General features: G+C 72.1%; 19 protein-coding genes. 14 read left to right on the forward strand and 5 right to left on the reverse strand.

Annotation, left to right across the window (positions count from 1 at the left end; all coding sequences use genetic code 11):
• Positions 1 to 98: 98 nt before the first annotated feature.
• The 4 genes from pth (at position 99) to cysN (ending at position 3864) form a co-directional block, all read left to right on the forward strand.
• Positions 99 to 689, forward strand: a complete 591-nt coding sequence (gene pth, locus EV376_RS08410) for an aminoacyl-tRNA hydrolase (RefSeq protein ID WP_130321564.1) — start codon at positions 99 to 101, stop codon at positions 687 to 689.
• A 55-nt stretch (positions 690 to 744) separates the two neighbouring features.
• A complete protein-coding gene (locus EV376_RS08415) occupies positions 745 to 1578 on the forward strand; it encodes an inositol monophosphatase family protein (RefSeq protein WP_130321565.1) in 834 nt (277 codons plus the stop codon).
• 70 nt (positions 1579 to 1648) lie between these two features.
• A complete protein-coding gene (gene cysD, locus EV376_RS08420) occupies positions 1649 to 2560 on the forward strand; it encodes a sulfate adenylyltransferase subunit CysD (RefSeq protein ID WP_130321566.1) in 912 nt (303 codons plus the stop codon).
• Positions 2560 to 3864, forward strand: a complete 1305-nt coding sequence (cysN, locus tag EV376_RS08425; protein ID WP_130321567.1) for a sulfate adenylyltransferase subunit CysN — start codon at positions 2560 to 2562, stop codon at positions 3862 to 3864. The genes cysD and cysN overlap by 1 nt, the downstream gene beginning before the upstream one ends.
• 66 nt (positions 3865 to 3930) lie before the next feature.
• Here cysN and galK read toward each other — a convergent pair whose 3' ends face one another.
• Positions 3931 to 5115 carry a galactokinase gene (gene galK, locus EV376_RS08430; protein ID WP_486482561.1) on the reverse strand — a complete coding sequence of 395 codons (1185 nt, stop codon included), beginning with the start codon at positions 5113 to 5115 and terminating at the stop codon, positions 3931 to 3933.
• Entirely contained in the window at positions 5112 to 6095 is a 984-nt protein-coding gene (galE, locus tag EV376_RS08435; protein WP_130321569.1) for a UDP-glucose 4-epimerase GalE, read from the reverse strand. Before galE ends, galK begins: the two co-directional genes overlap by 4 nt.
• Positions 6096 to 6269: 174 nt before the next feature.
• On the opposite strand from galE, the gene EV376_RS08440 reads away from it, so the two are divergent.
• The 7 genes from EV376_RS08440 to EV376_RS08470 all read left to right on the forward strand — a co-directional run bounded on the left by EV376_RS08440 (position 6270) and on the right by EV376_RS08470 (position 11541).
• The gene (locus tag EV376_RS08440; protein WP_130321570.1) at positions 6270 to 7292 is read left to right on the forward strand and encodes a hemolysin family protein; all 1023 of its coding nucleotides are present in this window, start codon (positions 6270 to 6272) and stop codon (positions 7290 to 7292) included.
• Between the two features lie 33 nt (positions 7293 to 7325).
• Positions 7326 to 8351, forward strand: coding sequence for a tryptophan--tRNA ligase (gene trpS, locus EV376_RS08445; RefSeq protein WP_130321571.1), 1026 nt, complete (start codon positions 7326 to 7328; stop codon positions 8349 to 8351).
• Positions 8352 to 8372: 21 nt separating this feature from the next.
• Complete coding sequence (locus EV376_RS08450; protein WP_130321572.1) at positions 8373 to 8951, forward strand: 2'-5' RNA ligase family protein; 579 nt, start codon at positions 8373 to 8375, stop codon at positions 8949 to 8951.
• A gap of 106 nt (positions 8952 to 9057) precedes the next feature.
• Complete coding sequence (locus EV376_RS08455; protein ID WP_130321573.1) at positions 9058 to 9981, forward strand: YhjD/YihY/BrkB family envelope integrity protein; 924 nt, start codon at positions 9058 to 9060, stop codon at positions 9979 to 9981.
• An 18-nt stretch (positions 9982 to 9999) separates the two neighbouring features.
• Complete coding sequence (locus EV376_RS08460; RefSeq protein ID WP_130321574.1) at positions 10000 to 10359, forward strand: GntR family transcriptional regulator; 360 nt, start codon at positions 10000 to 10002, stop codon at positions 10357 to 10359.
• A gap of 24 nt (positions 10360 to 10383) precedes the next feature.
• Positions 10384 to 11037 (forward strand): SRPBCC family protein, encoded by a 654-nt coding sequence (locus EV376_RS08465; protein WP_130321575.1) that lies wholly within the window; start codon positions 10384 to 10386, stop codon positions 11035 to 11037.
• Positions 11038 to 11097: 60 nt separating this feature from the next.
• Entirely contained in the window at positions 11098 to 11541 is a 444-nt protein-coding gene (locus tag EV376_RS08470; RefSeq protein ID WP_130321576.1) for a hypothetical protein, read from the forward strand.
• A 252-nt stretch (positions 11542 to 11793) separates the two neighbouring features.
• Here the strand turns inward: EV376_RS08470 and EV376_RS08475 are convergent, their stop codons facing one another.
• Positions 11794 to 13428, reverse strand: coding sequence for a glycoside hydrolase family 13 protein (locus tag EV376_RS08475; RefSeq protein WP_130321577.1), 1635 nt, complete (start codon positions 13426 to 13428; stop codon positions 11794 to 11796).
• A 225-nt stretch (positions 13429 to 13653) separates the two neighbouring features.
• Positions 13654 to 14736, reverse strand: coding sequence for a LacI family DNA-binding transcriptional regulator (locus EV376_RS08480; RefSeq protein ID WP_207228082.1), 1083 nt, complete (start codon positions 14734 to 14736; stop codon positions 13654 to 13656).
• A 348-nt stretch (positions 14737 to 15084) separates the two neighbouring features.
• Between EV376_RS08480 and EV376_RS08485 the strand changes: the two genes are divergently transcribed.
• From EV376_RS08485 to EV376_RS08495, 3 genes are all read left to right on the forward strand, one after another.
• The gene (locus EV376_RS08485; protein WP_130321579.1) at positions 15085 to 16386 is read left to right on the forward strand and encodes an extracellular solute-binding protein; all 1302 of its coding nucleotides are present in this window, start codon (positions 15085 to 15087) and stop codon (positions 16384 to 16386) included.
• Between the two features lie 109 nt (positions 16387 to 16495).
• Positions 16496 to 17515 carry a carbohydrate ABC transporter permease gene (locus EV376_RS08490; protein WP_130321580.1) on the forward strand — a complete coding sequence of 340 codons (1020 nt, stop codon included), beginning with the start codon at positions 16496 to 16498 and terminating at the stop codon, positions 17513 to 17515.
• 1 nt (position 17516) lies between these two features.
• Positions 17517 to 18431: a sugar ABC transporter permease gene (locus tag EV376_RS08495; protein ID WP_130321581.1), complete on the forward strand. Its 915-nt coding sequence runs from the start codon at positions 17517 to 17519 to the stop codon at positions 18429 to 18431.
• Between the two features lie 69 nt (positions 18432 to 18500).
• On the opposite strand, the gene EV376_RS08500 is transcribed toward EV376_RS08495, so the two are convergent.
• Positions 18501 to 19097, reverse strand: a complete 597-nt coding sequence (locus EV376_RS08500) for a TetR/AcrR family transcriptional regulator (RefSeq protein ID WP_130321582.1) — start codon at positions 19095 to 19097, stop codon at positions 18501 to 18503.
• Positions 19098 to 19123: the final 26 nt, after the last annotated feature.

The following is a 19123-nucleotide window of genomic DNA, read 5'->3' on the forward strand; positions in this document are numbered from 1 at the left end:
CGTCCCCGTTCCTCGGGGGCGCCTGTCGGCGTATCGGAGCGGTGTCGCGTCGGTGGTGCGGTGCGCGGAGACAGCAGCGAGAGCGGGAAGGGACGGACGTGACGGACGAGGTGGGGCCGTGGCTGGTGGTCGGCCTGGGCAACCCCGGCCGGGAGTACGCCGGCAACCGGCACAACGTCGGTTTCATGGTGGCCGACCTGCTCGCGGGGCGGGTGGGGGTGCGGTTCGGCCGGCACAAGCGGGCGGTTGCCGAGGTCGCCGAGGGGCGGCTGGGGTTCGGTGGGCCGCGGCTGGTGCTGGTGAAGCCGCTGACGTACATGAACCTGTCCGGCGGGCCGGTGGCGAGCCTGGCGCAGTTCTACAAGGTGCCGCCGGGGCAGGTCGTCGCCATCCACGACGAGCTGGACATCCCGTACGGCCAGGTGCGGGTGAAGTGCGGTGGCGGCGAGGGCGGGCACAACGGCCTGCGGTCGATGACGAAGTCGCTGGGCACGAAGGAGTACGTCCGGGTGCGGTTCGGGATCGGCCGGCCGCCGGGACGGCAGGACCCGGCGGACTACGTACTGTCGGATTTCGGCTCGGTGGAGCGCAAGGAGCTGGATTTCCTGGTGGACCGGGCGGCGGACGTGGTGGAGTCGGTCGTCGTGCGCGGGGTGGAGCCGACGCAGAACCTCTACCACGGCGCCTGACGGCAGACGGTAGTCTGCCCCCTTTGGGGCGGCACGCGGCGACGGGAGCACGGTGATGGGCAGTCCTCCGATGATCGACGGGGCGTTCGCCCGGTGGCTGGCCGGCCGGGCCGGCCAGGCGCTGTTGGGCTTGCGGGCCGAGATGGGCTTCGCCGACGCCGGCGCGTTGAAGTCCGCGGGGGACAAGGTCTCCCACGACCTGATCCGCACGGAGCTGGCGAAGTGGCGTCCCGGTGACGCGGTCCTGTCCGAGGAGGACGAGGGCTCGCGGTTGGCCTGGGCGGCGGAGGTGAGCACGGAGGCGGTGTCCCGGCTGACCGCCGACCGGGTGTGGATCATCGACCCGCTGGACGGGACCCGCGAGTTCGCCGAGGAGGGCCGCTCGGACTGGGCGGTGCACGTGGCGCTCTGGGCGCGGAACGCGCCCACGCCGCACGGTCTGGTGGCGGGGGCGGTGGGGCTGCCGGCGCAGCAGCGGGTGCTGGGGACGGACTACCCGCCGGCGTACCCGCAGATGACGTTGGAGGCGGCGGCTGCGGGCGGTGGACGGACGATCCGGCTGGCGGCGAGCCGCAGCCGGCCGCCGGTGTTCCTCACCGACCTGGCCGAGGAGGTGGGCGCTCACCTGGTGCCGATGGGTTCGGCCGGGGCGAAGATCGCGGCGGTGGTCACCGGTGAGGTGGACGCGTACATCCACGCGGGTGGCCAGTACGAGTGGGACTCGGCGGCGCCGGTGGCTGTGGCGACGGCCACCGGACTGCACGCTTCCCGAATCGATGGATCTGCGCTGAAATACAACGAGGCCGACCCGCGCCTGCCGGACCTGCTGGTCTGCCGCGCGGATCTCGCCAGTCGGTTGCTTGCGGCGCTGCAACGGCATTGCGGGTAATCTGAGCGCTACTTCCTGGCAAACCCGACCGGAAAGGTCTGGAAATGAGCGTGCGAATCGAGTCGGCGTCATGACCACCGCGGCCGCGTACCAGGTGTCCCACCTCGACGCGTTGGAGGCCGAGAGCATCTTCGTGATGCGCGAGGTGGTCGCCGAGATGGAGCGGCCGGTGCTGCTCTTCTCCGGCGGCAAGGACTCGATCGTCATGCTGCGGTTGGCGCAGAAGGCGTTCGCGCCGGCCAACATCCCGTTCCCGGTGATGCATGTGGACACCGGGCACAACTTCCCGGAGGTCCTGGAGTACCGGGACCGGCGGGTCGCCGAGCTGGGCCTGCAGCTGATCGTGGCGAGCGTGCCGGAGGCCCTGGCGAGTGGGCTGGTGCGGGAGACCGCGGACGGGATGCGCAACCGGATCCAGACGCCGGTGCTGCTGGAAGCGGTCGAGAAGCACCGGTTCGACGCGCTCTTCGGCGGGGCCCGGCGGGACGAGGAGAAGGCCCGGGCCAAGGAGCGGGTGTTCAGCTTCCGCGACGAGTTCGGCCAGTGGGACCCGAAGAACCAGCGTCCGGAGCTGTGGGCGCTCTACAACGGCCGGCACCACCCGGGCGAGTCGATCCGGGTGTTCCCGCTGTCCAACTGGACCGAGCTGGACGTGTGGCACTACATCGCCCGGGAACGGGTCGAGCTGCCTTCGATCTACTACGCCCACGAGCGTGAGGTGATCGAGCGCGACGGGATGCTGTACGCGGTGAACGAGTTCTTCCGCCCGCGGGCGGGGGAGGAGCGGTTCAAGGCGCGGGTGCGTTACCGGACGGTGGGTGACGCGTCGTGCACGGCGGCCGTCCGGTCGGACGCGGACACGGTGGAGAAGGTCATCGAGGAGGTGGCGGCGACCCGGATCACCGAGCGGGGCGCGACCCGCGGTGACGACCGGGTCAGCGAGGCCGCGATGGAGGACCGCAAGCGGGAGGGCTACTTCTGATGACCACCGAGACGATGGCGCCGGTCGGGTCCGACGTCGCCGCCCGCCCGATGGACCTGCTGCGGTTCGCGACCGCCGGCAGCGTGGACGACGGCAAGTCGACCCTGATCGGCCGCCTGCTGTACGACACGAAGTCGCTCTTCTCCGACCAGCTCGCCGCGGTGGAGGCGGTCAGCGCGGCCCGGGGCGACGAGTACACGGACCTCTCGCTGCTCACCGACGGCCTGCGGGCCGAGCGGGAGCAGGGCATCACGATCGACGTCGCGTACCGCTACTTCGCCACCCCCCGGCGGAAGTTCATCATCGCGGACACGCCCGGGCACATCCAGTACACCCGCAACATGGTGACCGGGGCCTCCACGGCCGACCTGGCGCTGATCCTCGTCGACGCCCGCAAGGGCCTGGTGGAGCAGTCCCGCCGGCACGCGTTCCTGTGCTCGCTGCTGCGGGTGCCGCACCTGGTCCTCTGCGTCAACAAGATGGACCTGGTGGACTGGTCGCAGGAGGTCTTCGAGCGGATCGCCGACGAGTTCACCTCGTTCGCGGCGAAGCTCGACGTGCCGGACCTGACCGTGGTGCCGATCTCCGCGCTCAAGGGCGACAACATCGTCGCCCGGTCGGAGAACATGCCCTGGTACGAGGGGCCGTCGCTGCTGCACCACCTGGAGCGGGTGCACATCGCCAGCGACCGCAACCTGGTCGACGTGCGTTTCCCGGTGCAGTACGTGATCCGCCCGCAGTCCACCACCGTCACCGACTACCGCGGGTACGCCGGCCAGATCGCCTCCGGCGTGCTCAAGCCGGGTGACGAGGTGATGGTGCTGCCGAGCGGCTTCACCAGCCGGATCGCCGCGGTGGAGACCGCCGACGGGCCGGTCGCGGAGGCGTTCCCGCCGATGTCGGTGACCGTACGCCTGACCGACGAGATCGACATCTCCCGGGGTGACCTGATCTGCCGGCCGAACAATGCCCCGTCGGTCGCCCAGGACATCGAGGCGATGGTCTGCTGGATGGACGAGACCCGCCCGCTCCAGGTGGGCAGCAAGTACGCGATCAAGCACACCACCCGCTCGGCGCGGGCCATCGTGCGCGGCCTGCACTACCGGCTCGACATCAACTCGCTGCATCGCGACGAGTCGGCCGGTGAGTTGAAGCTCAACGAGATCGGCCGGGTACGCCTGCGGACGACGGTGCCGCTGCTCGCCGACGAGTACCGGCGCAACCGCACCACCGGCGGCTTCGTCATCATCGACGAGTCGACGAACCGGACGGTCGGCGCGGGCATGATCGTCGAGGCGGGCTGACGGGCCGGCGTCTCCGGGGGCGGTCCGGCCCTCGCGCCGCGCCGGGCGGGTGACCGGGGTGGCACCTCAGCCGGTGCGACGGGACCTTCCCGGCAGGCGGGTGGCGCCGCCGGCGGGGCGGACGGTGACGGTGCCGGGGGCGGTGAAGCCGCGTCCGGCGTACGCGGCGCGGACGGCGTCGGCGACCGGGTCGGCGCGGTCCGCGTCGACCAGGGCGAGGACGCAGCCGCCGAAGCCACCGCCGGTCATCCGGGCGCCGAGTGCGCCGGCGGCCAGCGCCGCCTCGACCGCGGTGTCGATCTCCGGGACGGTGATCTCGAAGTCGTCCCGCATGGACGCGTGGGACGCGGTGAGCAGCGGCCCGATCTCGCGTACCCGGCCGGCGCGCAGCAGCGCGACGGTGTCGAGGACGCGCTGGTTCTCGGTGACGACGTGCCGGACCCGGCGACGGGTCTCGTCGTCGGGCAGCCGGCCGAGTGCGCCGTCGAGGTCGGCGACCGGCACGTCCCGCAGGGCGGGCACCCCGAGCGTCGCGGCGGCCCGCTCGCAGGCGGCCCGGCGGGACGCGTACTCGCCGTCGGCGTGCCGGTGGGGTGCCCGGCTGTCGACGACCAGCACGGCCAGCCCGGCCGCGTCGAGGTCGAACGGGATGTGCTCGACCGACTCGTCCCGGCAGTCGAGGAAGAGCGCGTGCCCGGCCCGGCAGCGGATCGCGGCCGACTGGTCCATGATCCCGGTCGGCGCGCCGACGTAGGCGTTCTCGGCCCGCTGGGCGAGCCGGGGCTGCTTCTCCGCGGGCAGGTCGAGGCCGCCCAGGTCGACCAGGGCGGCGAGCACGGCGGCCTCGAGGGCCGCCGAGGAGGAGAGCCCGGAGCCGAGCGGCACGTCGGAGGCGATCGCCAGCCGGGCGCCGGGCACGGCGTACCCGGCGTCGCGCAGCGCCCACACGACCCCGGCGACGTAGGCGGCCCAACCGGTCACCTTTCCCGGCTCGTCGACCGCCGGTGGCCCGAACTCGACCGGGTCGTCGGCCAGCTCCGACCAGACCGTCCAGCCCGCGCCGTCATGGGGGGCGGCGGCGACGACGGTACGCAGCGGCAGCGCGAAGGGCAGCACGTAGCCGTCGTTGTAGTCGGTGTGCTCGCCGATCAGGTTGACCCGACCGGGAGCGGCCCAGCGGCCCGCGGGCTCCCCGGCGTACCGGGAGCGGAAGCCGGCGGCGGCGCGGACCGCGACGTCGGACCGGGTCACGCTCCCTCCAGGACGTGCCCCCGGTAGAACGCCCAGGCGTCCCCGACCATGTCGTGCAGGGTCGGCTTCGCCGGCACCCATCCCAGTTCCTCGCGGGCCAGCCGGGCGGAGGCGACCAGCTCGGCGGGGTCGCCCTCGCGGCGCGGCGCGACCTCGACCGGGAGGGGATGGCCGGTCACCTCGCGGACCACCTCGACCACCTGCCGGTTGGTGAAGCCGTTGCCGTTGCCCAGGTTGTAGATGCGGTGCCGGCCGGCGGTCGCGGCGTCGATCGCGAGCAGGTGGGCGCGCGCCAGGTCGGCCACGTGGATGTAGTCGCGGACGCAGGTGCCGTCGACGGTCGGGTAGTCGTCGCCGAAGAGCTGGAGCTTCTCCCGCCGGCCGGCGGCCACGTCCAGCGCGATCGGGATGAGGTGGGTCTCCGGGTCGTGGCGTTCGCCGAGCGCCACGGCGCCGTCGAGGTGGGCGCCGGCGACGTTGAAGTAGCGCAGCGAGACGGCGGCCAGACCGTGGCCGACGGACTCGGAGGTGAGCGCCATGTCGACGGCGAGCTTGGTGGCCCCGTACGTGTTGGTGGGTGCGGTCACCGCCGTCTCCGGGATCGGCAGCTCGATCGGGTTGCCGTAGACGGCGGCGGTGGACGAGAACACCAGCCTCGGCACGCCGGCGGCCCGCACGGCGTCGAGCAGGGCGAGTGAACCGACGAGGTTGTTGTGCCAGTACAGCTCCGGCTTGACCATCGATTCGCCGGCGGCGATCAGGGCGGCGAGGTGCAGCACTCCGTCGAAACCGGCGTCGGGGGTTACCACCCGCGCCACGTCGTGCAGGGGGAGCTCGACGTGGGTGGCCTCGGGAGCGAGCGCGGCCCGGTGACCGGTGCGCAGGTCGTCCAGCACCACCACCTCGTGGCCGGCGTCGAGCAGCATCCGGGTCACCACGCTGCCGATGAAGCCGGCCCCGCCGGTGACGAGTAGTCTCACGTCGTCTCCTCCTGCCCGGCCGCCACACCGGCGGCCGTCCGGTGATCACCCTACGGCCGGGCCTCGACGGCCGGGCCGCACGGCGGCCATCCTTATTTCACCATAACCTCTCATGACCGAACAGAGCCGAACATGACCGCTCCCGCGGTGGCCCGGATGTCTACCATCCTTCTCATGCGGGAAGCGGGTGGTCCCGGGCTCCGGCGTCGCGCGCGGGGGCGGCCCCGCCGCGAGCCCGGGCCGCTGGCCCGGGCCGTCGCCCGCGTCGTTGTCCGGGCCGCCACCGGCGCCACCCGCCTGGTGACGGACCTGCTCGGCGCCAGCCCGGCGTCCGGCCGGGAACGGATCAGCGAGGACGAGCTGCGCGACCTGGTCGCCGCCGCGACCGTGCTGGACCCGGTGGAGCGGCGGATCATCGACGAGGTGCTGGTGGCCGGCGCCAGCCTGGTGCGCGAGGTGATGATGCCGCGGACCGAGGTGGTCTTCCTCTCCGCGGCGCTGACCATCGCCGAGGCCGAGCGCCTCGTGCGGGTCGAGACGCACACCCGCTACCCGGTGGTCGACGGCACCCACGACGACGTGGTCGGGTTCGTGCACCTGCACGACGTGCTGCTGCGGCCCGACCAGGACCCGTGCACCACGGTCGGCGAGCTGACCCGGGAGGTCAAGCGGCTGCCCGGCAGCAAGCGGGTGCTCCCGGCGCTGACCGAGATGCGCCGCGAGGGGCACCACCTCGCCGTGGTGGTCGACGAGTACGGCGGCACCGCCGGCATCGTCACCTGCGAGGACCTGATCGAGGAACTGGTCGGCGAGCTGCACGACGAGTACGACAGCCCGCCCGAGCCGGCCGCCGCGGGCGTGCCCGCCGTGGTCGACGGCCGGCTGAACCTGGCCGATTTCGCCGAGCGCACCGGGGTGACCCTCCCGACCGGGCCGTACGAGACGGTCGGCGGGTTCGTCATGGCATCGCTGGGCCGCCTGCCCGTGGTCGGCGACGAGGTGCCGCTGGCCGTCGAGCCGACCGGTGGCGCGCCCCGGCCCGGCGATCCGCCGGTCGGGTGGCTCCTCCGGGTGCTCGCCCTGGAGGGGCGCCGGGTGGCCCGGGTGGCGGTCTCCCCGGCGCGGGTGCCCGAGCCCCGGCGTGAGGTCACCATGCCGACGCTGTCCGGCCGGGAGCGACCCGCCGGCCCGTCATGACGGGCGCCGGGTGTTGCTGACAGAATTGCCGGCATGTCCGACGTACCCGCCCGCCCGCGCGTCTTCTCCGGCATCCAGCCGACGGCCGACTCGTTCCACCTCGGCAACTATCTGGGCGCGGTCCGGCACTGGGTGGCGCTGCAGGAGAGCCACGACGCGTTCTACTGCGTGGTCGACCTGCACGCGATCACCGCGGGGCACGACCCGAAGGTGCTCGCGCAGCGGTCCCGGGTGGCCGCCGCGCAGCTGCTCGCCGTCGGCCTGGACCCGGAGCGCTGCACGCTGTTCGTGCAGTCCCAGGTGCCCGAGCACGCGCAGCTGGCCTGGGTGCTCGGGTGCATCACCGGGTTCGGCGAGGCGAGCCGGATGACCCAGTTCAAGGACAAGTCGCAGAAGCAGGGCAACGAGCGGGCCAGCGTCGGCCTGTTCACCTACCCGATCCTCCAGGCCGCCGACATCCTGCTCTACCAGGCCCACGCCGTGCCGGTCGGCGAGGACCAGCGCCAGCACCTGGAGCTCTCCCGCGACCTCGCCCAGCGGTTCAACTCGCTGTTCGGGCCGACCTTCACCGTGCCCGCGCCGCACATCGTCAAGGACACCGCGAAGATCACCGACCTGCAGGACCCGACGGCCAAGATGTCGAAGTCGTCCTCCTCGCCGGCCGGCATCGTCGACCTGCTGGAGGATCCGGCCCGGTCGGCCAAGAAGATCCGCTCCGCCGTCACCGACACCGGCCGCGAGATCGTCTTCGACGCCGAGCAGAAGCCCGGCGTGTCCAACCTGCTCACCATCTACTCGACCCTGTCCGGCCGGAGCATCGACGACCTGGTCGCCGCCTACGCCGGCAAGGGCTACGGCGACCTGAAGAAGGACCTGGGCGAGGTGGTGCGCGAGTTCGTCACGCCGATCCAGCAGCGCACCCGCGGTTACCTCGACGACCCCGCCCAGCTGGACAAGCTGCTCGCCACCGGTGCGGAGAAGGCGCGGGCCGTGGCGGCGCCGACGCTGCGGGCCGCGTACGAGCGGGTGGGCTTCTTCCCGCCCGTCCGCGGCGAGTAGCGGCGCGGTGCGGGTGAGGTCGTGGAGTCGGTGGCCGGAGGGGTGGCGCTGAGCGTGGATCTGAGCAACGACGCGCCGGTGGCCGGTGACACCATCCAGATCGGCATCGCCGTGGACATCCCCGAGCCCTGGGGCGGCATGCTCACCCGGCGCCGGGCAGAGGCCGGCGACCAGCAGGTCGTCCCGGCGCACGTGACGCTGCTCGGGCCGACCGAGATCCCGGTCGCCACGCTCCCGGCCGTCGAACGGCACCTCGGCGCGGTCGCCGCCGCCCATCTGCCGTTCACGCTGCACCTGCGCGGCACCGGCACGTTCCGGCCGGTCACCCAGGTGGTGTTCGTGGCGGTCGCCGCCGGGATCAGCGAGTGCGAGCTGCTGGCCGCGGCGATCCGGGCCGCGCCGGAGTTGCGCCGGGAGGCGCGCTTCCCGTACCACCCGCACGTGACGGTCGCGCAGGACGTCTCCCCGGAGGCGCTGGACAAGGTGTACGAGGACCTCGCCGACTTCTCGGCGATGTTCGAGGTGGAGTCGTTCACCCTGTTCTCGCACAGCGGCCAGGCGCGGTGGCAGCCGCGCCGGGACTTCCGCCTCGGCGGCTGACGCGGGGCCGTCGACCCGCGCCGCGACCCACCCGACGACTCGCCGCCCGGCTTGCGGTCCGGCCTGGATCCCGGCGTACCGGCCGAAGATCGGCGAGGATGACGGCGTGAACGTGTTCGGCCGGGTCGAGGCGAGCATCGCCGGGCGGATCGACGCCGCCCGCCGCCGCTCCGGCGCCTTCGACCACGTGTGGCGGGCCGGGGTGCGCTACACCGACGTCCTGGGCGGGCGGCTGGCCGCGGCGATCGCCTACTACGGGTTCTTCGCGGTCTTCGCGCTCGCCCTGGTCGCGTACTCCGTCTTCGGTGCGATCCTCGAGGACAACGACGAGGTCAGTGCGGCGGCGGAGGACTTCCTCAGGGAGAACCTGCCGTTCCTCGACCCCGGGCAGATCGCGGAGAGCAGCGGCACGGTCGGCGTCGTCGGCCTGGTCATCCTCATCTTCACCGGGATCGGCTGGGTGGAGGCGATCCGCTCGTCGCAGCGGCTCATGTACGGCATCAACCAGCAGCCGGGCAACCTGGTCGTCCGCCGCCTGGTCGACCTCGGCGTGCTGCTCGTGGTGTTCGTGCTGCTCGGGGTCTCGGTGGCCGCCGTGGACGCGCTGGAGTCGCTGCTGCGGTGGCTGCTGCGCAGCACCGGCTCGGTGGGTCTCACCACGGTCAGCGCGGTGCTCAGCGTCCTGGTGAACGCGGTGCTGGCGACCCTGCTGCTGGTGGCGGTGCCGCGGCTGCGGATGAGCCGGGCCCGGCTGCGCCCGGTGGTACTGCTGGTCGCCGTGGGGATCACGCTGCTCAACACCGTCGGGCGCTACTACGTGATGCGGACCGAGCGGAACCCGGCGTACACGGTCGTGGCCGGCGCGGTCGGTCTGCTGCTCTACCTCTACCTGCTCAACCAGCTCGTGCTCTTCGGGGCGGCCCTGGCCGCGACGAGCACCCGGGGGCGGGTGGTGGACCTGGCGGAGGGGCCGGTTGCGGTCGACCTGGACGAGGACACGGATCCGGGCACGCCGGGCGGGGCCGGCTGACGGGGGAGGGAGCACAGGGTGGAGATCGTGGTCGACCCGGACTCGTCGGTGCCGCCGTACGAGCAGGTGCGCGCACGGATCGCGGAGCAGGTGGGCGACGGCCGGCTCCCGGTCGGGGCGCGGCTGCCGACGGTCCGTCAACTCGCGGCGGACCTCGGGCTCGCGGTCAACACGGTGGCCCGGGCGTACCGGGAGCTGGAGGCGGCCGGGCTGGTGGAGACCCGGGGGCGGCACGGCACCGTTGTCGCACCCGGCCGCGATGATGCGATGGACCGCCTGCAACGGGCCGCAGCCGGGTACGCGGCGGAGGCGGCCCGGCTGGGCGTACCCCCCGAGGCCGCGCTCGCGCTGGTCCGGGCCGCGCTGGACGCGCGCTGATCGAGACGACACAGGAGGAGACCGATGACCGATCCGGACGGCACCGTGGTCGAGACCGTCGTGCAGGCACCACCGGAGCGGGTGTGGTCGGCCCTGACCGAGCCGGCGGAGATCCGGCAGTGGTTCGGCTGGGAGTACGACGGGCTGGACGACGAGATCCGGTTCATCTTCGTCGACCGCGCCCGTCCGGAGCCTCCGGGCCGGATCGCGATGGCCGACGGTTCCGAGCTGCGGCTCGCCGCCGACGGCGACGTGACCCGGCTGAGCGCGGTGCTGCCGCCGCCGGCCGACGCGGCCGCGGCCGCCGAGCAGCGGGCGGTCTCGGAGGGTTGGCAGACCTTCTTCGCCCAGCTCCGTTACCTGCTGGAGTGCCGGCCGGAGGGTGCCCGCCGCACCGCCTACCTGACCGGCACCGGGACGGGCCGGGACCTGCTCGCCGTGCTGGGCACGGCCGGGTCCACCGAGGAGTGGTTCCACAGCCCGCGACAGCGGATCGTGGTCGATCCCGACGGCCGGCTGCTGGCGGCGGCCGCCGAGCTGCCGCTGGACGATCCCGAGCCGGGCCCGGTCAGCCTGACGGTCAGCGCGTACGGCGTCGACGACGCCGAGGCGGCACAGATCGAACGGGTGTGGGCGGCACGCTGGAGCCCGCTCGCGTCCGGGCCCGCCTCCGCCTGACCGGCGACGAGGCGGGCGAATCGGCCGCGCGCCCCGGTGCCGGGCGGCGATGATGGGCGGGTGGGCGCTCTCGTGACACTCGACCTGCCGGACGACTCGCCGATGCTCGACCTGCCGTGGATCATCACCTTCGGTCCGCTCGGCGACGCCGACGAGTGGGAGCCGGTGGTGTGCGGGCCGTACGAGCGGGCGCACGCGCTGGCGCTCGCCGAGGCGGTGGTGTCCGAGGAGCAGCTGATGGGGGTCGTCGAGCCGCTGCTGCCGGCCGTGTCGATCGACGAGATCCGCGGCGAGATCGCCGCCGCGCAGATCGCCGCCCGGGACGAGGCGGCCCAGGTCGACAGCGCCGACCTGTACGGCGACTACGAGGACACCATCGACGAGGAGCTGGAGGCGGCCGCGGAGCAGGACCGGCGGACCGGGCCGGCGACGCCCCCGAGCGAGGCTGAGCTGCGGGCGGGCTTCGGCCGGATCGCGGCGCGGCTGCCCGGTGCCGGGGGCTGACGCCGCCCGACGCCCAGGTCCACTCGATGCCCGTGGCTCCGCGGTGGGCCGGAGCACGGGTCGATCACGTCCCGGGCTCCGGTTACGCCGGCCCCGGTGTGACCGGCGGGTCGTGGATGGACACCGGCGCTCCGGGAGGTGTTCCTCCCGGAGCGCCGACGCCACCTCACCCCCCACCACAAGGGGTCGGTTGCCCGGTCGCCCGGCGGCGCGGAGCACGCCGGACGACCAGGTCGATGAGGGCTTACCCGCTCAGCGCCGTTCGAACCAGGCAGCGGCGTCGACCGGGAGCACGTGGACGGTGCCCCGCCGGGTGAGCGTCTCGCTGGCGACCAGCGGGTCGCCGTACCCCTCGATCTCGGCCGGTCCGCCGCTGATGTTGACCACGCAGGTCAGCACCGCGTCGCCGGCGGTACGGGTGAAGGCGAGGACGCCCGGTTCGGTCTCCAGCCAGTTGATCCCGGACGCCGTGGTGGACAGCGCCGGGTGCGCCCGGCGGATGCGCAGTGCCGTGCGGTACAGCTCCAGCGTCGAGCCGGGGCGGCTGGCCTGGGCGGCCACCGACAGCTCACGCCAGGTCGCCGGGGTGGGCAGCCAGCTCAGGTCGCTGCCCTCCGGCCCGAAGCCGTACGGGGCCAGCTCGCCGCTCCAGGGGATCGGCACCCGGCAGCCGTCCCGGCTCTCGCCGGTACGCAGGAACTGCGGGTCCTGCCGGACGTGGTCGGGCAGGTCGAGCACCTCGGGCAGGCCCAGCTCCTCGCCCTGGTAGAGGTAGGCGCAGCCGGGCAGCGCGAGCATCAGCAGGGTCGCGGCGCGGGCCCGCCGCAGGCCCTCGGGGCCGTCGCCGTAGCGGGTGACGTGCCGCTGCTTGTCGTGGTTCGACAGCACCCAGGTGGTCGGCGCGCCGACGATGGTCGACTCGGCGAGCGCCGTGTCGATGACCTTGCGGAACGACTCGGCCGACCAGGTGGCGTCGAGGAAGTCGAAGCTGAACGCCTGGTGCAGCTCGTCCGGGCCGATGTAGCGGGCGAGCCGCTGCGGCGTCTCCGCCCACGCCTCGGCCACCGCCATCCGGCCGCCCGGGTAGCTGTCCAGGATCGGCCGCCAGGAGCGATAGATGTCGTGCACCTCGTCCTGGTCGAAGTAGGGGAGCCGCCCCTTGCCGAGGAGTTCGACCTGCCGCCGGCCGGTGGTCATCGTGCTGAAACCGACGTCCGGCAGGCCCTCGGCCTTGATCATCCCGTGCGCCACATCGATCCGGAAGCCGTCGACGCCGCGGTCCAGCCAGAACCGGAGCACGTCCTCGAACTCGGCGCGGACCTCGGGGTTGCGCCAGTTCAGGTCCGGCTGCGCGGGGTCGAACAGGTGCAGGTACCACTGCCCGTCGTCGAGCCGGGTCCAGGCCGGCCCGCCGAAGATGCTCTCCCAGTCGTTCGGGGGGAGCTCACCGTTCTCGCCCCGGCCCTCGGCGAACAGGTACCGCTCCCGCTCCGCGGAGCCGGGGGCCGCGGCGAGGGCGGCCTGGAACCACGGGTGCTCGCTGGACGTGTGGTTGGGCACCAGGTCGACGATGATCCGCAGGCCGAGCGCGTGGGCGTCGGCGATCATCTCGTCGAAGTCGGCGAGCGTGCCGAACATCGGGTCGACGTCGCGGTAGTCGGCGACGTCGTACCCGCCGTCGATCATCGGCGAGGTGTAGAAGGGCGTCAGCCAGAGGGCGCCCACTCCGAGATCGCGCAGGTAGGGGAGGCGCTGCCGGATGCCCTGCAGATCGCCGATCCCGTCGCCGTCGGAGTCGGCGAAGCTGCGGACGTAGACCTGGTAGACGACTGCGGAGCGCCACCAGTCGTCGTCGGAGGTCAGCGGCGTGGGGTTGCTGACGGTCATCGAGGCATTCCCCGTTCTGTGGCGCGGGACGGCGGTGTGCGGCGCGGGCGTTGGACGCGCGGGTGTCTGTGCAGGATGCCGCCCGGCACTGCAAGAGTCAAGCATTCCTTGCGCAAGAAATGACAGCCATCACGGCGGCCGGTCCAGGAAGGGCCCCTTGGCAACGCGTGACGAGGTGGACGGACCCCGGTTGACACCGGAGTCGGCTGGTGGATCCCGCGCCGGTCAGGCCGAGACGGCGAGGGCCGAGGCCGCCGGGCGCTGCCGTGCGGGACCGCCGGCGGGCGTGTCCGTCGTCCGGGCCACCGCGGTCGAGCCGCGGACCACCAGCTCGGGGCGGAACAGGTACTCCGAGTGCGGGGCGGCGTGCCCGTTGATCTCGTCGACCAGGGCCCGCACGGCGGCCACCGCCATCGCGGACACCGGCTGGCGCATCGTGGTCAGCGGCGGGTCGGTGAAGGCCATCAGCGGGGAGTCGTCGTACCCGACGACCGACAGGTCGTGCGGCACCGACAGGCCGCGCTGCCGCGCGGCCCGGATCGCGCCGAGCGCCATCAGGTCGGAGCCGCAGACGATGCCGGTGACGCCGCGGTCCAGCAGCCGGGCGGCGGCGGCCTCGCCACCCTCCACGCCGAAGAGGGAGAGCTCGGTCAGCTCGGCCAGTTCGTCGTCGGACACGTCGGTGAGGCGCTTCATCGCGGCCTTGTAGCCGTTGACCTTCCGCAGCACCGGGACGAACCGGTCCGGACCGGTGATCAGGCCGATCCGGCGGTGCCCCAGGGCGACCAGGTGGGCGACGGCCAGCTCGGCGGCCTCCCGGTCGTCGCAGGAGATGAAGGGTGCCGGGAGGTCGGGCGCGTACCCGTTGATCATGACGATCGGCAGCGGCCGGGCGATCAGCGCCCGGTAGCGGTCGTGGTCGGCGGCGGTGTCGGCGTGCAGGCCGGAGACGAAGACGATGCCGGAGACCTGGCGGTCGAGCAGCATCTCGACGTACTCGTCCTCGCGTACGCCGCCGGGGGTCTGGGTGCACAGCACCGGCGTGTAGCCGGTGGGCGCCAGCGCCGACTCGATGATCTGGGCGAACGCGGGGAAGATCGGGTTGTCGAGCTCCGGCACCACCAGGCCCACCAGCCCGGCGCTGCGCTTGCGCAGCCGGGCGGGGCGCTCGTAGCCGAGCACGTCGAGGGCGGTCAGGACGGCCTGCCGGGTCTCGGGCGCCACCCCGGGGCGGTCGTTGAGCACCCGAGACACCGTCGCCTCGCTGACTTCGGCCTGCTGGGCGATGTCGGACAGTCGAGCGCGCATGGCGGCACTGTAGCTCACCGAGTCGTTCTTGCGCAGTGGCCGGCAAGATCTTGCAGCTTCGAGCAGGGGTGATCTCGGGTTGATTGCGAAGTCCCGCATCCGGACCGAGCCCGCCCGGAGCAGGGCGGCGATCGCCGGCGCGATCGGTGGCGGGTGGCCCACCCGCGGTCACGACGGTGGGGCCTGGGCCACGTTCGGTGACCCTGATTTGTCCTGTAAGTCCGACGGGGGAGAAGGTCAGGTGACAAGACGGGATCGGTTGTTGCAAGGCGGTTCGCAAGGGGTTTCTAACTCGGAAAGTTCTTGCTACTGTCCCGCCGATACCCGGCAGGCAAACTAGGAGCGAACATGCGTCGCACAGCCAAGGGGATCGCCGTACTCGCCTCCACCACCCTTGCTCTCGCCCTCGCCGCCTGCGGCGGGGAGGACAAGAAGACGGAGGAGCAGCCGAAGGCGGATCCCGCTTCCCTCAAGGCCGAACTGACCTGGTGGGACACGTCGGACCCGAAGAACGAGGGCCCGGCGTTCCAGGAACTGATCGCCAAGTTCAACCAGACCTATCCGAACGTCAAGATCAACTATCAGTCGGTCCCGTTCGGTGAGGCTCAGAACAAGTTCAAGACCGCCGCGCAGGCCAAGACCGGCGCCCCGGACATCCTGCGGGCCGAGGTGGCCTGGGTGCCGGAGTTCGCCTCCCTCGGCTACCTCTACGCGCTCGACGGCTCCGAGCTGCTCGCCGACGAGTCGGACTTCATGGAGACCCCGCTCGCGTCGAACAAGTACGACGGCAAGACCTACGGCGTCCCGCAGGTGACCGACACGCTGTCGCTCATGTACAACAAGGAGCTGCTGACCAAGGCCGGCATCTCCGCGCCGCCGAAGACCTGGGCCGAGCTGAAGACCGCCGCCCAGACCATCAAGCAGAAGACCGGCGCCGAGGGCCTCTACATCAACCCGGCCGGCTACTTCATGCTGCCCTTCATGTACGGCGAGGGCGGCGACCTGGTCGACGTCCAGTCCAAGAAGATCACCGTCGCGTCCGAGCAGAACGTCGCCGGCCTGAAGATCGCCAAGGACCTGATCGACAGCGGCGCGGCCGCCAAGCCGTCCGCCAACGACGCCTACGGCACCATGATGACCCTCTTCAAGGAGAAGAAGGTCGCCATGATCATCAACGGTCCGTGGGAGGTCAGCAACGTCAAGTCGGCGCCGACCTTCGGCGGCCTGGAGAACCTGGGCATCGCCCCGGTCCCGGGTGGCTCGGCCAAGGCCGGTGGCCCGGTCGGCGGCCACAACTACACGATCTGGTCCGGCATGCCGCAGGAGAAGGTCGACGCGGCCGTGGCGTTCGTGAAGTTCATGAGCTCCGCCGAGTCGCAGGCGTTCCTCTCCGAGAAGCTCGGCCTGCTGCCGACCCGCAAGTCGGCGTACAGCCTGGACGCGGTGAAGAACAACCCGGTCGTGGCCGCGTACCAGCCGGTCGTCGAGGTCGCCGTCGGCCGCCCGTGGATCCCCGAGGCCGGCCAGTTCTTCGGCCCGCTGGACCAGATGGCGACCGAGGTCCTGATCCAGAACAAGGACCCGAAGGCCGCGCTCGACACCGTCGCCAAGAAGTACAAGGCCGAGGTCGTCACCTCGTACGGTCTCTGACCTCACCGTCGGCGCTGGCAGCGGCCGGCGACCACTTCGGCACCCGGCAGGGCCGCGCGACCGTGTCCGGTCGCCGGCCCTGCCGGCTCACTCCCCTGGAGCACAGCTGATGAGCACTGTGACAGCCGAGCCGGCGCCGGCGCCCGCGCCGTCCGGCCGCCGCTCCGCACCGCCGTCCCGGCTGCGTCGCAGCTGGGACAAGCACTGGTACGCCTGGGCGATGGTCCTGCCCGTGGTCGTCGTCCTGGCGGTCCTGATCTTCTACCCGCTGTTCCGCGGGGTCTGGCTCTCCTTCACCAACCTCACCGAGGCCAACCAGGTGGCGGAGATCTGCACCAAGTCGATCACCGGAAGCGAGGTCTGCAAGGACAACCCCAACAAGTGGGAGGTCGTCGGCCTCGACAACTACGTGAAGGTCCTCTCCGGCGAGGTCGGCCAGTTCTGGGAGTGGACCGGCATCACGCTGATCTGGACCTTCGTCGGTGTCGCCTTCCACTACGGCCTGGGGCTCGGCCTGGCCGTCCTGCTCAACCGCCCGATGTGGGGCCGCGGCCTCTACCGGGTGCTGCTGGTGCTGCCGTGGGCGGTGCCGGCGTTCGTCAGCGCCTTCGCCTGGAAGTTCATCTTCAACGAGCGCTTCGGCCTGGCGAACTCGCTGTTGTCGTCGCTCGGGATCGACCCGGTGTCCTGGTTCTCCGACCGGTGGACATCGCTGTTCACCGCGATCGTCACCAACATCTGGCTCGGCGTGCCGTTCATGATGGTGGCGCTGCTCGGCGGCATGCAGACGATCCCCGGTGAGCTCTACGAGGCCGCCGAGATCGACGGCGCCTCGCCGTGGCAGCGGTTCCGCAACATCACGCTGCCGGGTCTGCGCTCGGTCAGCATGACGGTGATCCTGCTCGGCACCATCTGGACGTTCAACATGTTCCCGATCATCTTCCTGGTGACCGAGGGGCAGCCGGCCGGGGAGACCGAGATCCTGGTGACCGGCGCCTTCCGGGCGGCGTTCGAGGGCATCCGCAACTACTCGCTCGCGTCCACCTACGGCGTGCTGATCCTGTCGATCCTGCTGATCTTCTCGGTGTTCTACCGGCGCGTGCTGCGCAAGCAAGGCGAGGTGTGGTGACATGAGCCAGCTGACCACTCCCGCGGCGGCCACCCCGGCGGCGGCCGCGCCGGCCGCCCGGAGCCGGACCGTGCGGCGGCCCGGCCGCAGCCGGCGCAGCCCGGCGAAGGCGGTGCTGCTGCACGGCACGCTGATCCTCGCGTCGCTGATCGCGATCGGACCGATCGCCTGGGTGCTGCTCTCGTCGTTCAAGCCCGGGTACGCGGTCCAGAGCAGCGACCTGACCCTGGTCAAGGACCCGACCCTGGCCAACTACAGCTACGTGCTGACCGACACGAACTTCCCGAAGTGGATGCTGAACTCGGTGATCGTCGCCGCGCTCACGATGATCATCGGCATCTTCTTCTCGGCCACCACCGGCTACGCGGTGTCCCGGTTCAACTTCCCGGGCCGTCGCCCGCTGATGCTGGTCTTCCTGGTCACCCAGATGTTTCCGGTGGCCATCCTGATCGTGCCGATCTACACGATCATGGCGCGACTCGGCCTGATCAACACGCTGCCGTCGCTGGTCATCGCGTACCTGACCATCGCGGTGCCGTTCTGCGCCTGGATGCTCAAGGGCTACTTCGACTCCATCCCGACCTCGCTGGACGAGGCGGCGGCGCTGGACGGCTGCGGCCCGTTCGCGACCTTCTGGCGGGTGGTGCTGCCGCTGGCCCGCCCGGCCATCGCGGTCACCGCCTTCTACACCTTCCTCACCGCGTGGGGCGAGGTCGCGTACGCGTCGGCCTTCATCCAGACCGACAACAGGTTCACCCTCGCGTACGGGCTCCAGCAGTTCGTGCCCCAGTTCAACCCGCAGTGGGAGTATCTGACGGCGGCGGCGGTCCTGGTGACCGTGCCGGCCGGCGTGGTGTTCCTGTTCGCCCAGCGGCACCTGGTCTCGGGCCTGACCGCGGGCGGCACGAAGGGCTGACGCGGGGCGGGTTCTCGAACGGGGGAGGGCGGGTGCCGGAGGGCGCCGCCCTCCCTCCGGCACCGCCGGTCAGCCGCCGGCGCCCAGGAGGCCGCGGACGCCGGCGAGGTAGCTGGTCCGGTCCGGCCGGCCGGTGAGGATGTGCTGCAGGAGCCAACCGAGGACGAGGGCGAAGAGGGCCGCCGCGACGTCCTCCGGGTCGGCGTCGCCGGGCACTTCACCGGTGCTCTGCGCCCGGCGGACGAGAACCTCGAAGTGCCGGCGGATGCCGTCGTACTTGTCGGCCACGAAGGCGGCCAGCTCCGGGTCCCGCTGGGCCTCGCCCCACACCTGGATGGCGATCCGCAGGACGCCGTCGTCGCCGGTCTGGGTCGCCACGTAGGCGAGTGCCCGGTCCAGGGCGCCCAGCAGGGGCAGCGGGGGCTCGCGCCGCGTCAGGTCGGCCAGCACGTCCTCCGCGCCGCTCACCGCCTCCTCCGCGATCGCGCTGATCAGGGCAGCCTTGCTGGGAAAGTAGCGGTAGACCGCACCCACCGAGAGCCCGGCCTCGGTGATCACGTCCTGCATCGTCGTGCGGTGGAACCCCTCGCGCAGGAAGCACCGGCGGGCGGCGTCGACGATCTGGCGACGGCGGGCGGCGAGGTGTTGCTCCGAGACACGTGGCACGGGCTACATCGTAAAGCGAGCATTCG

Source organism: Micromonospora sp. CNZ295 (assembly GCF_004217535.1).